Genomic DNA, 15,999 nt, shown 5'->3' with positions numbered 1-15,999 from the left:
CGGCCGGGCTCACCATCGACCAGTTCGCCCCGCGCCTGTCCTTCTTCTGGGCGGTGGGCATGAACTTCTTCATGGAAGTGGCCAAGATGCGCGCCGCGCGCCTGCTTTGGGCGAAGCTCGTGAAGGGCTTCAACCCGCAAAGCGAAAAGTCCCTGCCCCTGCGCACGCACTCGCAGACCTCGGGTTGGTCGCTGACGGCGCAGGACGTGTTCAACAACGTCACCCGCACCTGCATCGAGGCCATGGCGGCGACCCAAGGCCATACGCAGTCGTTGCATACCAACGCGCTGGACGAGGCGCTCGCGCTCCCGACCGACTTTTCGGCCCGTATCGCCCGCAACACGCAGCTCTTCCTGCAGCAGGAGAGCGGCACCACGCGCATCATCGACCCGTGGGGCGGCTCGTACTATGTGGAGCGGCTCACCTACGAGCTGGCGCAGAAGGCCTGGAGCCACATCCAGGAGGTCGAAGCCCTGGGCGGCATGGCGAAGGCCATCGAGGCGGGAATTCCGAAGCTGAAGATCGAGGAGGCGGCGGCCCGCACCCAGGCGCGCATCGATTCCGGACACCAGAAGATCATCGGCGTGAACGCCTTCCGCACCGATGACGAGGCGTCCATCGACATCCTCAAGGTCAACAACGCCGCCGTCCGCGCAAGCCAGATCGAGAAGCTCCAGCGCCTGAAGGCCGAGCGCAACCAGGCCGATGTGGAAGCGGCGCTTTCTGATCTCTCGAACGTGGCCGCGTCCGGCGAAGGCAACCTGCTCGATCTCGCCGTGAAGGCCGCCCGCGTCAAGGCGACAGTGGGCGAGATCTCCGACGCGCTGGAGAAGGTCTGGGGCCGTCACCGCGCCGAGATCAAGGCGATCTCGGGCGTTTACAAGCGGGAGGTCGGCATGGCGTCGCCAGCCGTGGAGAAGGTTCGCGCCCTGGTCGAGCAGTTCGAGCACGACGATGGCCGGCGCCCGCGCATTCTGGTGGCCAAGATGGGCCAGGACGGACACGACCGCGGCCAGAAGGTGATCGCCTCCGCGTTCGCCGATCTCGGCTTCGACGTGGATATCGGCCCGCTCTTCGCGACGCCCGCGGAGGCGGCCCGCCAGGCGATCGAAAACGACGTGCACATCATCGGCGTGTCGTCGTTGGCGGCCGGTCACCTGACCCTGGTGCCGGAGCTGAAGGGGGAACTCGCCAGGTACGGCCGCGACGACATCATGATCGTGGTGGGCGGCGTGATCCCGCCGCAGGACTTCGACGCCCTTCATCAGGCCGGAGCCTCGGCGATCTTCCCGCCCGGCACCGTCATCGCCGACGCGGCCGTGAACTTGATCCGTGAGCTGAGTGCCCGTTTAGAGTTCAAGGAGGAACCCATGCCACAGTGATGTGTATGGCTTAGGGAAAAGGCACACCGGCAGATCTTTGCTCTATCTGCGAATTACCGGACCAAGCTTACAGGTACGAGATTGGAGAAATCGTGATTGGGCGCGAGAACCATATCGCGATTGTCGTACCCGACATTGAGGCCAGCAGAGCGCGGAAGCCCAATATCGGAGCCTGCGGCTCACCTATCCTCTCCCCATCCAAAGGATTTCGATGCAAGTCTAATATAGCGTGAGGAAATTTTGCAATGAACGAGTTTTCGATGGGCAAAAAATTGCGAAATTTTTTGACTTTTGAAGATGCCAAGCGCACCTGTAGGATCCCAAGTCGTTATCGTTGACGTAATCTATAAGGTCGAGGTCGGGCTCGCGAAACTCTCTGCACAAAGAATTCTTGAATGAAGGATGATCCATGTTTCCGCAACGTCTGACCGAAGGCTACCGCGCATTCCTCAATGAACGCTTCCCGCGCGAGAAGAACCGCTTCGAGACCCTGGCCGAGAAGGGCCAGGCGCCCGAAGTGATGGTGATCGGCTGCTGCGACAGCCGCGTCTCCCCGGAGGTCATCTTCGACGCGAGCCCGGGCGAATTGTTCGTGGTGCGCAATGTGGCGAACCTGGTGCCGCCCTTCGAGACCGGGGGCGATTACCACAGCACCTCGGCGGCGCTCGAATTCGCCGTGCAGGCCCTGCGCGTGAAGCACATCGTGGTGCTGGGCCATGCCCGCTGCGGCGGCATCCGGGCCTTCGCGGACGAGACCGCCCCCCTGTCGCCGGGTGACTTCATCGGCCGCTGGATGAACCTGATCAAGCCCGCGGGCGAGCGGATCGGCCCGCGCGGGAACATAAATTTCGCCGACTATCTCACCCGTCTCGAACTGGCGGCCATTGAGAACAGCCTCAACAACCTAATGACCTTCCCCTGCATTCGCACCCTCGTGGAGCGCGGTAAGCTGGAACTCCACGGCGCTTACTTTGGCGTGGCGTCCGGTGTCCTGATGGTGCGTGACCCGGAGACTGGTGAGTATCGGTCTATGGTCGAGGACATGCCCCACCGGGTCTCGATGTTCTCCGCAACGGACGGAACTGCGATGGCACCGGCTTCGGCAAGAATGTCTTGGCTTTAGACTCAACGTAGTCGACGATGAGGCCACATTGGCGATAAGCCCTTAGGCCAACCTGTACATACGGGCATCTACAAATTGGAAGCCGAACTCACTTCTCGGCTATCATCTACAAGGAGAAGTCTTCCGTGGAAAATATCGGCGTGTTCAACAGCGCACAGGGCGCTGAGGCCTCCGGCCTCCGCAATCTCAAACGGGTCTACTGGAACCTCGAGGCGCCTGCTCTCTACGAGCAGTCCCTGACCCGGGGCGAGACCCGGCTCGTGCAGGGCGGGGCGCTCCTGGCCGACACCGGCGTGCATACGGGCCGCTCGCCCAAGGACAAGTTCGTGGTGCGCGACGAGACCACGGAAAACACCGTGTGGTGGGACAACAACGGCGCCATCACGCCCGGCCATTTCGACACCCTGCTGGCCGACTTCCTGGCCCATGCGGAAGGCAAGGAGCTGTTCGCGCAGGACCTCTACGGCGGCGCCGATCCGGCCTACCGGGTCGAGGCCCGTGTGTTCACGGAATATGCCTGGCACTCGCTCTTCATCCGCAACCTGCTGATCCGTCCGGATCGCGGCGAGCTCGCCGATTACGTGCCCGGCCTGACCATCATCGACCTGCCGTCCTTCAAGGCGGACCCGGCCCGTCACGGCTGCCGCACGGAGACGGTCATCGCCTGCGACTTCAAGCGCAAGATCGTGCTCATCGGCGGCACGTCCTATGCGGGCGAGATGAAGAAGTCGGTCTTCACCTATCTCAACTACGTGCTGCCCGCCCAGAAGGTCATGCCCATGCATTGCTCGGCCAATGTGGGCGACCGGGGCGACGTGGCCGTGTTCTTCGGCCTCTCGGGCACCGGCAAGACAACGCTTTCGGCCGATCCGAACCGCATCCTGCTCGGCGACGACGAGCATGGCTGGGGCCCGAACGGCGTGTTCAACTTTGAGGGCGGCTGCTACGCCAAGACCATCCGTCTGTCCCGCGAGGCGGAGCCCGAGATCTTCTCCACCACCGAGCGTTTCGGCACGGTGCTGGAGAACGTGACGATCGACCCGATCACCCGCATTCCCGATTTCGACGACGCGTCGAAGACGGAAAACACGCGCTGCGCCTATCCCCTGGACTTCATTCCCAATGCGAGCGCCACAGGCCGCGCGGGCATCCCGAAGAACATCGTGATGCTCACCTGCGACGCTTTCGGCGTGCTGCCTCCCATCGCCAAGCTGACGCCGGCCGAGGCCATGTACCATTTCCTCTCCGGCTACACCGCCAAGGTGGCGGGCACGGAGAAGGGCGTGAAGGATCCGGAGGCGACCTTCTCGACCTGCTTCGGCGCGCCCTTCATGCCGCGTCATCCGTCTGAATACGGCAACCTGCTGCGCGATCTCATCGCCAAGCACTCGGTGGATTGCTGGCTCGTCAACACGGGTTGGACGGGCGGCAAGTACGGCGTCGGCCGGCGCATGCCGATCCGCGTCACCCGCCGCCTGCTCACCGCAGCCCTCGACGGTTCGCTCTCCCGGGCCGATTTCCGCCGCGATCCCTATTTCGGCTTCGCGGTTCCGACCTCGGTGCCCGGTGTCGAGCCGCACATCCTCTATCCGGTGAAGACCTGGCAGAACAAGGCGGAGTTCGCCGAGACCGCCAAGCGCCTGATCGACATGTTCAACGAGAACTTCAAGCGCTTCGAGGGCCATGTGGATTCCGACGTCCGCTCGGCCGCGCCGCAGACGTCGATCGCGGCCTGAATTATAGAGGTGGTTTGGGTGATTTTGAACTGTGCCGGAGCTTGGCTCGACTCTTTGACCCTGTCCATGACTGCCGGTGTTTCAACTTCACCCAAGCCGTCTCAGTAAGTTGGCTGTGTCATCACAGTCAGTCGATGTACATGCGCATAGTGTTTGAAGGCGGGGCCTGCAGCTCAATCGTCAACGTCTGCGGCTCTAACGCTCTATTCCAACTGTCCCGCTCCTCTCTGAAAAAGACAGTCCAATCCATACGGCGTCTGAATAGGGTCCGAGCAACGGATTTCCATCAAGCAAAAGGGCTTGGATCGCTTCAAGTTCTTCGCCAGCTTGGTCCTCGTGTCAGACTTATCGATGACCCGCCCTTTGGGAGGACCGAGACTGGAGTGAAGCGCCATACATGCCTAGCTGTGAGATCTGAGGAGGTTGTTCATCCCGTCTGAGGGCCTGAAGGTGGTCGTTGCGACACGATTGCCGATGGACCTGAGGAATGAACAACCTGCACCAGAATGCCCGTGCGACCCGGCTGGGTCGAGCGGAAATGATCCGCCGCATCCTTGAGGAGGGCCGGCCTCTTCGCGAAGTGGCCCAAGTCTTTGGCGTCAGCGAGCGCACCGCCCGCAAGTGGCTGGCCCGCTATCGGGCGGAAGGACCAGGCGGGTTGGACAACCGCTCGTCCTGCCCGAGAACCGTTGCCAATCGAACCGGTGAGTACTGGATCAGCGTGATTGAGATGCTCCGGCGGGAGTACCGGCTCACCGCCGAGGAGATCGCCGGCAAGCTGAAGCTGGCCCGCTCCACTGTCGCAGCCTGGCTCACCCGACGTGGGCTGGGCCGCTTGGCAGCGCTCCAGCCCAAGGAGCCACCCCGACGCTATCAGCGCCAGCATCCTGGCGAACTGATCCACCTGGACATCAAGAAGCTGGCCCGCTTCGAGCGTGTGGGGCATCGCATCACGGGTGACCGGCGCAACCCCAGCACTGGCGCAGGGTACGACTGCTTTCATGTAGCCATCGATGACGCCACTCGGCTGGCCTATGTCGAGGGGTTGCAGGATGAGACCCGCCGCTCGACTACGACCTTCCTGGTCAGAGCTCTGCGCTGGTTCAGAGCGCGCGGGATCCAGGTTGAGCGGGTGATGACGGATAACGGGTCAGGGTACGTCGCGCGGCTGTTCCGCAAAGTCCTGAGGATGCTCGGGATCCGGCACATCCGCACCCGTCCTTACACGCCCAAGACGAATGGCAAGGCCGAGCGCTTTATCCAGACGCTCCTGCGCAAATGGGCCCATACGATCCCATTCAGTTCATCGGACACTCGGGCCGCTGACCTGCCGCGGTGGCTGACCTGGTACAATCAGCAGCGCCCGCATGGTAGTCTTGCCCGACGAACACCAGCTCAGACCCTCGCCGGAACAACCTGATCAGAACTCACAGAAATCGAAACCGGGAACCTTGTCCGTCGGGGAATCATATCGAAGTCTACCACTCGGAGAGAGGGTACGGGACCTATTCTGTCGAGAGCATCCAACGGCATGGCAGCACCGTTAAACTGGAAGTTTATGACTACCAGACTGGAGAGTACCAAACGTTCGAGATGGAAGACTAACCCTGTAGCTTAAGCTCGGCGTGGGAGGCTATCCCGGTCTTCCCAGGCCCTCGATTGAGGCAACTCAGCTCCGCCCATCTACGTTGTCTGGGACGTGTGCCGACTGGAGGGCTTTATGACTCACAAGGATCGCGTTGCGCTCTATAGCTGGATTGGAAAAGTTCTGGCGTCGTCCGCCATTATCGGCGGAGCCGCTTCTTCGGCCTTTGTGGTCTCAGAACCTAACTGTGGCTCAGAGGTAGGCTAAATCCGTACAGCCCGATCCACCATTCCCCGCCTGTCGCTGAGGCTGGTGGAAATGCGGCTATGCTTGGATGCTGGCCAAGCCTGAACGAGCCTACATGGAGGCACACGATGGATAAGACTCGAAAGGTTGCCGACGCTGTCCTTGCGGAGTTGGAGACGCGGCAAGGCTTCCGTGAGTGGTGGGCCAGTGTCGATCCGGAGACGCAGAACCAAATCCTGGAAGCAGTTGGAACCGCCGCTATCGAGGCCGTCGAGAACAGCGAATAGGGACGCTCAGCGTGGGGGCATATCAAGGAGCGGTTAAGCCTTAATCGAGCCCCACCGTCTTGAGCGTGCTGTCCTCGACCACCAGGACTATCGGTTGCTCTGCCTCAAGCTCCTTTAGGGTCAGATCTCGCCAGTAGCGGAGCTCGGCCGTATCCCTGCCGACCTGTTCCTCTGCGATGATAGCTTCCCAGGCAAGCCCTTGCTCGTTGGCGAGCTCGCAAGCGCGGGCCGTGATTTCCTCCTCCGTGAACCGAGGCGTGCTCATGAGGATCTCCCTATCGCGGATGGGATGATGCCAAGCAAGTGTGACGGGATGGTGATGGCCCACCGTCGCCGGCTACGATGGCCGGGCCGTCGGAATGTTGTCTCCTGGCAGTTCGGGCGGCTCTCGCGGCAAGTCAGGCCCGTCGCTGGGATTAGGATCCTCCTCCAAGGAACCTTCTAACGGCTATGTCTGTTGACATGTAGCGAACAGGTGTGTATTTATACACACCATGGACAGCCGGGATATTATAGCGGCGCTTGAGGCGGATGGCTGGCAAAGAGTGGCCCAAAAGGGCAGCCACGTACAATTCAAGCACCCTACAAAGCCTGGTCGTGTGACAGTCCCACATCCGAAACGTGACATCCCAGTAGGAACGCTCCGGAGCATAGAAAGGCAAGCGGGGCTAAAATTGAGGTGAACTATGCGTCGTCACTACATCGCTCTGATCCATAAGGAAGAAGGTAGCGACTACGGCGTGTCATTTCCTGATTTGTCGGGTTGCGTTACCGCTGGAACAACCCTTGATGAGGCGCGATCCTTTGCCGAAGAGGCATTGGCACTGCACCTTGAAGGATTGGCGGAAGATGGTGAGGCTATTCCAGAGCCATCCTCCCTAGAGGCTATTATGTGCGACCCCGAAAACCGGGAGGGCGTTGCCATTCTAGTTGCAGCTCCGCAAAACTCAGCCAAGACGGTTCGTGTGAACATCACCATGCCCGAAGATGTCTTGGAACAAGTTGACCGCTATGCAGAAAGCCACGGCTATAACCGCTCTGGCTTACTTACACAGGCGGCCAAGCGGATGATGGAAATGGAAGCAGCCTAGTATTCCGACTATCCGGCAAAATGAACCCGCTGGCGCGAGCCAGCGGGTTCATTTTGCCCTTGATGTTTTGGGCATATCTGCGGCGCGCTTTAGTACTGCAGCTGGGCATTGTGCGTTGTCTTAGACACGGAGGTGTCGCGCCATGATGCACGCAAGCGAGGCCCATCGCTGGGCCGATCGGTTGGACGATCTGTGCCCCGCATTGAGCCACGACGGCGGGCCCGGGCCTACTTGCAGGGTCTGCTCGCGCCGCTGGAGCGCATGAACGGTTGGCACCTGGCCGAAGCCGCCGGCGATCCCAACCCCGATGGCGTGCAGGATTTCCCCGCCCGCATGCACTGGGATGCCGACGCCGTGCTCGAAGACCTGCGCCTATGTGGTCGAGCATTTCGGTGATCCTGACGCCGTGCTGGTGCTCGACGAGACCGGCTTCATCAAGAAAGGCAACGCCATTCGCGAGCAGGCGCAGGAGCAAGACGTCTGGGCCAACATCCCGCCCAAGAGCAACCGCAAGGGTTCGTTTGTCTTCAGTGCGTTCCTGTACCGCTACAGAAATCTGGTGGAGCGCTTCTTCAACAAGCTCAAACAATTCCGCGGCATTGCCACGCGGTACGACAAGAACCCGGACAACTTACTAGCCGCTATCAAGCTGATCTCAGCTCGCATCTGGATCCGCAGTTATGAGCCCGCTGCCTAGATGTCAGGCATGATTGAACCCACGCTGCATCCGATCCGCATGATGTGCGCTGCACGATCGTATCCGACAGCTTACCCATGACCCTTTGAACCGAGCATGAACTTGACGATCTCGTCTCATCATTGCCTCTTGATAGGCGGTAAGGGCTTTCTGTATCAACACCAAGGTGACGCGATCATACCGTTGAGGCCATCGCAGCTTGCACCATTTCGTTCACCATTGGAGAAGGCTGTTCTCTGAGCCGACGCTGTTCGATCTGACAAACCCCTCGCATGCCAAGGCTGCTTGTCAGGAACGCCTCGTCGGCGTCCAGAATGTCCTCGGCTGAGAGCCGCATCTCAACTGCGCCTAAGTCCAACATGGCCGCACGCATGACACCCGGAAGCGCTCCATCGCCGAGCGGAGGGGTCATGATCTGTCTACCCCGAACGAGAAACAGGTTAGCCGCCGTTGCCTCAGCGAGCAATCCTGCCGTGTTACAAAGAATCGCATCATCTGCTCCTCGCGCGGCGGCCTCACGCCGCGCGAGGACATTATCGAGACAGTTGAGGCTCTTAACACCTGCGAGAGGAGAATACTCGTTGCGGCGGGTGCACCTTGCCAGAACGCAACGCGCAGACGCCAGATGTGGGGCAAGGGGATACGCAGTGATCAGGATCGTCGGCTGTGGATCAGCAGGTGGAAGGATGCCCCGCGGGCCACTCCCGCGCGTGATGGTGAGGCGCAGAGACCCATCTGACAAGCTATTTGCGTCGAGTAAGGCTTGGAAAGCAGCGGTAAAATTAATCGGTGGCAGGGCGAGCCCGATCACCCGGGCGCCAGCATGAAGCCGCGCGAGATGCGCAACAAGCCTGCGCGGTTGGCCGGCCTGAACCAGGATGGTCTCAAACAATCCGTCACCGAGCATCAGTCCGCGGTCCGTCGGTACAATTCGTGCCGTTTCGACGGAGCACAGGGTGCCATTGAGCCAGACCTTCATGCTGCCCTGCCCGCGACAGCCTGGAGGAGCGGCCGGAGTTTGACCATGGCTTCCTTGAACTCTAACTCCGGACACGAATCGGCGGTAATCCCACCACCGGCCTGTGCCAGGATGGTGTCCCCTGCGCAGGTGAGGGTCCGGATGGCGATATTGCTGTCCATTGCACCGTCGAACCCAATCCACGCAATGCTCCCGCAATAGACGCCTCGAGGGGCCGACTCCAGTTCGGCAATGATCTCCATAGCGCGGATCTTTGGAGCTCCGGTGATCGACCCTCCTGGAAAGCTCGCCCGCAGGAGATCGACCAGCCCGAATTCAGGTCTGAGCTTCCCTTGCACAGCGGAGACGAGATGATGGACCGAAGCGAAAGTCTCGAGACCGCAGAGCTGCGGGACATGAATGCTGCCCAAGGTACAGACCCGGCCAAGATCATTCCGCATCAGATCAACGATCATTGTGTTTTCGGCGCGATCCTTTGCACTGTGAGTGAGCTCAAGGGCAAGCGCGGCATCACGGGTCGGATTGGGATCGCGCCTCCGGGTGCCCTTAATCGGACGGGTCTCCACGTGTCCGTCTGGGTCCAATTGGAGAAAGCGCTCCGGCGAGGCACTCGCTACACTCAATCCTGGACCACAGCGGAGAAAGGCCGCGAACGGTGACGGACTAAGGGCACGCAGCCTTCGGTAGAGCATAAAGTCATTGAGACCCTTTGGCCGTGAGGCACGATAGCGCTGGGTCAGATTGGCTTGGAAAATGTCGCCGGCGCGAATGTAGTCGATTACTTTGCTGATCGAAGCCTCAACCGTGTCGCGCGCTTGCTCATACTGCCATGTCGCGAGAGGCGACCAGTCGAGAGAGGGAATCTCTTGAGAACTGGCCTCCATCCGGGCTGCGACGGCTTTTCCCCGCTCCTCAGCACGCTGGCGCCTCGCGGCCTCAGATTTCTCAGGAACCCCGCTACTCACAACCCATGACTGACGGGTTCTGAGGTCGAACGCGACAATCACGTCGTAAAGACCTAACACCATTTCCGGAAGGTTAAGATGATCGACCGCCGGTTCGGGTAACGCTTCCAAATGGCGGCCCAGGCCATAGCCGAAAAATCCGACAGCGCCGGTGCCAAAGGGGACTGGGATCTCCCCCGCCGGGAGACGGTGAGCCGCAAGCTCGCGCTCCAGAACCGTGAAGGGATCTCCGCGGACCGGGACGCCATTGATCGTGGCCTCATCGTGCGCTGCAATGACGCGGAATGGTTCCACGGCAATATAAGCATAACGGCTTCGTTCGTCATTGGTGGAAGCGCTGTCGAGGAGCGCCGCATAGGGATCAAACGCGAATGCCTGAAATGTCACAAGTGGATCGCGAAACGGTAGTGGGAGAACGAACAGCGACATCTCTAAATGGATCCATCACATTCTTGAAGGGATTGTCTTGAGCTAATTAGCACGAGCTTCCCGGCAGATCGTTTCTGGCACCGGACCTCAGAAAATATTCATTGAGAACTTCGCCCTGTGCCCACAAAGTATTAACCGCGTTTAACGGGACCACGTGACGTTGAGAGACTGACGCAGGAACGTAAGGAGCCTCATTAACTGCGATGCATAAGCGCTCATCCGAAACAATCTCCAACCAGTGGAGGTGAGGTACACCTTCCATTCCTCTGGCAAACACAATCGCTGCTGCCCCACCAATGGAGCGCCTCGCAGGGGCGTATCAACAGCATTCACGAGAGGCAAATTACGGATGGCTGCGGGAGCCGCGCCGGATGAAATCCTCCAGAAGTGCCGCGACCAGACGATCAGATACCACCGCCTTTTTGGGCGAAGTTATCGAGGATTGCAAGCATGGGAGGTGTCCTCCAGAAGCCAAGATCCTGGGCAGTGTTTCCGCGATTGGCTGGATCCCAAACAATGCCTTGGTCACACTGATCGGTCCACCTTACTCCACAACGTGCTGCCTCAGGGTAAGTCCAAGCCAAGATCAAGGATCGGCGCGCTATGTGTGATCCAGCCGGTCGAGATCAGATCCACGCCTGAGGCTGCGATGGCAGGTACCGTCGCAACCGTAACCCGGCCGGAGGCCTCCGTGATGGCTCGCCCATTCACGCGCCGAACGGCCTCGACCAGGGTGTCTGGGCTCATGTTGTCGAGCAGAATGGCTTCAGCTCCAACCTCCAGCACCTCATCCAGCTGATCGAGAGTATCGACCTCGATCTCGATCTTGACGAGGTGACCCACACTTGCGCGCGCGCGCTCCAGCGCCGGCCGGACGCCTCCGACAAGGGCAATGTGGTTGTCCTTGATCAGAACGGCATCATCGAGCCCAAAGCGATGGTTGGCGCCTCCACCCGCCCGGACGGCATGCTTCTCGAGCGAGCGCAGTCCCGGGGTGGTCTTGCGTGTGCAGACGATCCGGGAATACCCGTGAGGCCGGACAGCGTCAACGAGAGCCGCAGTCGCTGTTGCGATCCCCGAGAGCCGGCAGAGCAGATTGAGCGCCACACGTTCCGCCGAGAGAATGCTCCGGGCCGGTCCATTTACCCGCAGAACAGCGTCTCCCCGTTCCACATGGCTGCCATCGGGGCGGTCCAAGGTGACCGTGACCGCACGGTCAATTAAGGTGAATGCCAGAAGCGCTGCATCGATGCCGGCGACCACCCCGGGTTCACGCGCCACAATAGCCCCGTGCAATCTCGCGTCGGCGGGAATGACGGCATCGGTCGTGATGTCGCCGGCCCGGCCCAGATCTTCGAGCAGTGCTGCGCGCACGATCGGCTCCACCAGCAAGCGCGATAGCGGGGCGAGGGCGTTCTGTGTGACAAGGAACGGCTTCATACGACTCTCCTAGCAGGTGCGGCTGGTTCGTTGCCGGTTTGGGCTGTGATGTGCAATGCCTGATCGAGGGTGGCCTCGGTATGCTGTTCCGGAAGCAGGTGAGGGTGATCGAGCCGCTGATGGGCGCCTCGGCTCTCGCTTCGGCTGTATGCGGCTATGGCGATCATCAGGCTGATCAGGGCGGCGTCGCGCTCACCCGTTGTACGCGCCACGTGAACCAGTGCTCGGAGGTGGCAGATCGCCCCTCTCAACCCTGCCGCATCGCGAAGCACGCCAACCTGACCGTCCATCCACGACCGGATCTGTGGGAGACGCGGACATGCCTGATCACCAGAGCCGGACGGTTGCAGAGCAAGAGGAGGTGAGGGCGACTGGCTGGCGGGCGAGCCACATGTTGCCCCCTTGATGTCATCAGCAATCCATTCGGCATAAGCCAGGGCCTCTAGGAGCGAGTTGCTCGCCAGCCGGTTCGCCCCATGGAGGCCGGTTGACGCAACCTCGCCGCACGCCCAGAGCCCTTCAACCGCGCTGCGACCCCAATGGCCCACTTTGATCCCGCCCATGTGGTAATGGGCGGCGGGGCGCACGGGGATCGGATTGGCAACCGGATCAAGACCAGCGGCGCGGCACAGTGCCGTCACGCCTGGGAACCTGCAGGTGATCCGCTCCCCAAGCACCTGGCGCGTGTCGAGGAACACGCGCTCACCGGCACAGATCTGGGCGAAGATCGCCCGGGCGACCACGTCGCGCGGTGCCAGCTCCGCCCCGGGAATGTCCTGCATGAAGCGCTCCCCGCGGCTGTTGACGAGCACCGCCCCTTCGCCGCGCAGCGCCTCGGTGGCCAGCGGCATCGGATCAAGACCGGCCGCAATGGCTGTCGGATGGAACTGAACGAACTCGAGATCGCGCAGCACCGCGCCCGCACGGGCTGCGAGCGCCAGTCCGCCGCCAATCGCACTCAAGGGGTTGGTGGTGTGCGCGTAAAGACCTCCGACCCCGCCTGTCGCCAATACCACGGCCCGGCCCGGGATTAGGATGGGCTCATCCCTGCCTTCGAGGCCTCCCGTGGTGCAGAACACCCCGGTCACCTGACCGTTGGCATCGAGCGCCAGTTCAGTCACCCGATGACCCTCCCGGACCTCGATCCATGGGGTTTTCCTAACAACCTGGATGAGGGCCTCGAAAGCGCTTTTGCCGGTTTTGTCGCCCTCCGCATGAACGATCCGCCGACGGGAATGGGCGGCTTCCAGCCCCAGGATCAGATCCTCACCCGACGCGGTTCGATCAAATGAGGTACCCTGAGCCATCAGCCACTCGATACAGGCGGGCGCGGCGGCGGCCACCCGAGCGGCAACATCAGGATCGCTCAGACCGGCTCCCGCCCAACAGGTGTCGGCGGCGTGCAGGGCAGGGTGGTCATCGGTTCCGAGGGCTGCGGCTATCCCACCCTGCGCCAGAGGCGTGGAGGCCTGCTGCCCCAAGGGGGAGGCGACGATCAAGGTCACGGGCAGCGGTGTTAGGTGCAGGGCGGTTGCGAGCCCTGCGATGCCGCCGCCCACGACCACCACACGGTCGCGCGGATGGATGGTTTTCATGCTCGGCCCTCAGCGAACAGCGAGCATGCGCTCGACCGCCAGCCGGGCTCGCTCGGCCACTGCCGGATCGATCGTGACTTCGTGCCGGCGCTGCTCAAGAGCCTGATGAATCTTGGGCAGGGTGATGCGCTTCATGTGCGGGCACAGATTGCAGGGCCGCACAAACTCGACCTCGGGATACAGAGCCGCCACGTTGTCGCTCATCGAGCACTCGGTCACGAGGGCGACCCGGGCCGGGCGCTTCTCGCCGACGAAGTCAGCCATCCCGGCGGTCGATCCGGCATAGTCCGCCTCGGCAATGACCTCCGGCGGCGCCTCCGGATGGGCCAGCACCACGACATCTGGGTAGCTTTCGCGCACGGCTCGGATGTCCTCAGGGGTGAAGCGCTCGTGGACCTCGCAGTGCCCTGCCCATGTGATGATCTCAATCCCGGGCACTTGGGCGGCCGTGTTCTGGGCCAGGAACTCGTCCGGCAGCATGATCACTCGATCAACGCCGAGGGACTCAATGACCTTCTTGGCATTGCCTGAGGTACAGCAGATGTCCGACTCGGCCTTCACGGCGGCAGACGTGTTCACATAGGTGACCACGGGCACGCCCGGATACCGCGCCCGCAGCTGACGCACATCCTCGGCCGTGATCGACTCAGCGAGTGAACATCCGGCCTCGGCGTCCGGGATGAGCACCGTCTTGTCGGGGTTCAGGAGTTTGGCGGTTTCCGCCATGAAATGCACGCCAGCGAGCACGATCACGTCAGCGTCCGTGTTCACCGCCTCACGAGCCAGAGCCAGGCTGTCGCCGACGATGTCGGCCACCGTATGGAAGATCTCTGGTGTCTGATAGTTGTGGGCCAGAATGACCGCGTTATGCTGACGCTTGAGCGCCAAGATGGCCTCAATGTCACTGGCGAACACGGGCCATTCCAGGGCCGGGACATGGTTTCGGACACGCGCGTAGAGCTCAGGCAGGGGCAGGGATACGGACGCAAACGAAGCAGCACTGGCCATGGCAGCCTCCTATGCTCGCTGTGAGCATTAGTGGGTCACATTAATACTCATACTGAGCATTACTGATGCGTAAGAAAACCGGCTTTGTAGCCAGCGCATGACTTATGCTAGGCGCGAGTATAAGTCATCGTCAACCCACAATCTGCGGCAACAGTGCTTCATCTTAGGCGGGGCAGGCGTACGCCGGGCGCCGGACGCTCTACCAGCACCTCTCGCCGGAAGCGCACCAGCCGGGCCGGGCGCCCACCTGTCTCGGCCGAAATCTCGCCTGTTTCCTCCACCAGCCCCTGCATCTCGATCAGGCGGCGGAAGTTCTGCTTGTGCAGCCGGACACCGGACAATGCCTCCACCGTCTTCTGAAGGTCGAGCAGGGTGAAGGAGGCCGGCATGAGCTCGAAGATGACGGGCCGGTACTTGATCTTGCCGCGCAGGCGGCCGATGGCCGTGGCCAGGATCCGCCGATGGTCGAGCGCCATCCACTGTCCAGGTGCGAACCGCATCTTGGCGGAGCCAGATGGCTGTGCGTCGCGGAAGGCCTCAGCTACCAGACCCGCCTCGAACAGGAGTTCATACCGCTCCAGCACCCGTTCATCGGTCCATGTCCCGGATTCAAAGCCAAATGTGAGTTCGATCCGTTCCTCACGAAAGGTTCTGAGAGCCTTCCCACCCGAACGGGCCCACGCCTCCAGGGCTGGTTCGATGACCTTGAGCGCCTGTGGACGACCCTCACGCCAGTCCTCCCACGGAAGATAGTTGTACCAATTGCGCCAGGCGGCATGGACCAGCCCGGCCGGCCGCGCCTCCCGCACGAGGGCGAGATAGGCAATCGATAGGGCATGCCCGGTCCCGGGCACATCGGCTTCGGTCCGGTCGCGGTCGCCAAAGGTATAGAGCTGCTCGACGTAGCCGAGTGTCAACTGTGTCTGCTCGGCCACCCACGTCCGCAAGCCCATTTCCAGGGTGCGATGCTGCGATTGCAACGGCCCGGACGGCAGCCCCTCCAGCTGGTCGACCCGGACGGCGAGGACCCGCGGCTCGTCCGGCGTGGCCGCCATGATCACGGCGCTGAGATCGACGGTCGGGGCAAGATAACGCTGCTTGAGGGTCTTAGGGCGCCGGGTGGTCGGGGCAGAAGGCATGGAAACTCAAAAGCTACAGGGTCTGGGTCAGAATGGTGGAAGTCTTTGTGCCTCCTGTCGAGGGCTTTATTACAGAGGCAAGACTAAGGACCTAGATAAAGGCTGTTTTGCTGGGTACCGCCCAAAAATCGAATCTGCCATGGAAGCCCATCGGCACGATCGGGTGCCCAGCTGGGCAGTATGCACTCGCAGCCCTCCATTGCTCCTCACCTGATCTTTTGAATTGTGCCCTGATGAAGCGACTTGTCTCTCACCGGCCGCAGGCCATCGATCTCTGGCTGACGGCCACGGCAGCAT

General features: G+C 61.5%; 15 protein-coding genes and 2 pseudogenes. 10 read left to right on the top strand and 7 right to left on the bottom strand.

Going from position 1 to position 15,999, the window contains the following annotated elements; genetic code table 11:
• The 6 genes from NF876_RS41665 to NF876_RS41645 form a co-directional block, all read left to right on the top strand.
• Positions 1-1,382: methylmalonyl-CoA mutase family protein (locus tag NF876_RS41665; protein WP_262273573.1), on the top strand; the 1,382-nt coding region annotated here is incomplete at its 5' end.
• A 409-nt stretch (positions 1,383-1,791) separates the two neighbouring features.
• The gene (locus NF876_RS41660) at positions 1,792-2,505 is read left to right on the top strand and encodes a carbonic anhydrase (RefSeq protein ID WP_262266283.1); all 714 of its coding nucleotides are present in this window, start codon (positions 1,792-1,794) and stop codon (positions 2,503-2,505) included.
• A gap of 125 nt (positions 2,506-2,630) precedes the next feature.
• On the top strand, positions 2,631-4,241 hold the full coding sequence (locus tag NF876_RS41655; RefSeq protein ID WP_262273572.1) for a phosphoenolpyruvate carboxykinase: 1,611 nt from the start codon (positions 2,631-2,633) through the stop codon (positions 4,239-4,241).
• Positions 4,242-4,728: 487 nt separating this feature from the next.
• Positions 4,729-5,661: an IS481 family transposase gene (locus NF876_RS41650; protein ID WP_210805689.1), complete on the top strand. Its 933-nt coding sequence runs from the start codon at positions 4,729-4,731 to the stop codon at positions 5,659-5,661.
• The gene (locus NF876_RS43790) at positions 5,658-5,846 is read left to right on the top strand and encodes a DUF5334 family protein (protein WP_162820808.1); all 189 of its coding nucleotides are present in this window, start codon (positions 5,658-5,660) and stop codon (positions 5,844-5,846) included. The genes NF876_RS41650 and NF876_RS43790 overlap by 4 nt, the downstream gene beginning before the upstream one ends.
• 354 nt (positions 5,847-6,200) lie before the next feature.
• Positions 6,201-6,359: a hypothetical protein gene (locus NF876_RS41645; RefSeq protein WP_162820807.1), complete on the top strand. Its 159-nt coding sequence runs from the start codon at positions 6,201-6,203 to the stop codon at positions 6,357-6,359.
• A gap of 40 nt (positions 6,360-6,399) precedes the next feature.
• Here NF876_RS41645 and NF876_RS41640 read toward each other — a convergent pair whose 3' ends face one another.
• Positions 6,400-6,624, bottom strand: coding sequence for a hypothetical protein (locus NF876_RS41640; protein ID WP_210805691.1), 225 nt, complete (start codon positions 6,622-6,624; stop codon positions 6,400-6,402).
• A gap of 229 nt (positions 6,625-6,853) precedes the next feature.
• Here NF876_RS41640 and NF876_RS41635 point away from each other — a divergent pair, with 229 nt between their 5' ends.
• From NF876_RS41635 to NF876_RS41620, 4 genes and pseudogenes are all read left to right on the top strand, one after another.
• Positions 6,854-7,042, top strand: a complete 189-nt coding sequence (locus tag NF876_RS41635; protein ID WP_114948554.1) for a type II toxin-antitoxin system HicA family toxin — start codon at positions 6,854-6,856, stop codon at positions 7,040-7,042.
• Positions 7,043-7,045: 3 nt separating this feature from the next.
• Positions 7,046-7,450 carry a type II toxin-antitoxin system HicB family antitoxin gene (locus tag NF876_RS41630; protein WP_114948553.1) on the top strand — a complete coding sequence of 135 codons (405 nt, stop codon included), beginning with the start codon at positions 7,046-7,048 and terminating at the stop codon, positions 7,448-7,450.
• 145 nt (positions 7,451-7,595) lie between these two features.
• Positions 7,596-7,895 (top strand): annotated as a pseudogene (locus NF876_RS41625) (transposase); the annotation flags it as partial.
• Positions 7,893-8,147 (top strand): annotated as a pseudogene (locus NF876_RS41620) (IS5/IS1182 family transposase); the annotation flags it as partial. The pseudogenes NF876_RS41625 and NF876_RS41620, both read left to right, overlap by 3 nt.
• A 175-nt stretch (positions 8,148-8,322) precedes the next feature.
• Here the strand turns inward: NF876_RS41620 and NF876_RS41615 are convergent.
• From NF876_RS41615 to NF876_RS41590, 6 genes are all read right to left on the bottom strand, one after another.
• Positions 8,323-9,126 (bottom strand): aminotransferase class IV, encoded by an 804-nt coding sequence (locus NF876_RS41615; protein WP_210805693.1) that lies wholly within the window; start codon positions 9,124-9,126, stop codon positions 8,323-8,325.
• Complete coding sequence (gene pabB / locus NF876_RS41610) at positions 9,123-10,520, bottom strand: aminodeoxychorismate synthase component I (RefSeq protein WP_114948551.1); 1,398 nt, start codon at positions 10,518-10,520, stop codon at positions 9,123-9,125. Before pabB ends, NF876_RS41615 begins: the two co-directional genes overlap by 4 nt.
• Positions 10,521-11,084: 564 nt before the next feature.
• A complete protein-coding gene (gene nadC / locus NF876_RS41605; RefSeq protein ID WP_210805695.1) occupies positions 11,085-11,960 on the bottom strand; it encodes a carboxylating nicotinate-nucleotide diphosphorylase in 876 nt (291 codons plus the stop codon).
• Positions 11,957-13,555 (bottom strand): L-aspartate oxidase, encoded by a 1,599-nt coding sequence (locus tag NF876_RS41600; RefSeq protein ID WP_262273571.1) that lies wholly within the window; start codon positions 13,553-13,555, stop codon positions 11,957-11,959. The genes nadC and NF876_RS41600 overlap by 4 nt, the downstream gene beginning before the upstream one ends.
• 9 nt (positions 13,556-13,564) lie before the next feature.
• Positions 13,565-14,563, bottom strand: a complete 999-nt coding sequence (gene nadA / locus NF876_RS41595; RefSeq protein ID WP_210805699.1) for a quinolinate synthase NadA — start codon at positions 14,561-14,563, stop codon at positions 13,565-13,567.
• A gap of 158 nt (positions 14,564-14,721) precedes the next feature.
• Positions 14,722-15,702 (bottom strand): NUDIX hydrolase, encoded by a 981-nt coding sequence (locus tag NF876_RS41590; protein WP_210805701.1) that lies wholly within the window; start codon positions 15,700-15,702, stop codon positions 14,722-14,724.
• Between the last annotated feature and the right edge of the window lie 297 nt (positions 15,703-15,999).

It is taken from the genome of Microvirga yunnanensis (assembly GCF_025460875.1).
The sequence above is the reverse complement of the archived record's forward strand: the minus strand, read 5'-3'. Positions and strand labels throughout refer to the sequence as shown.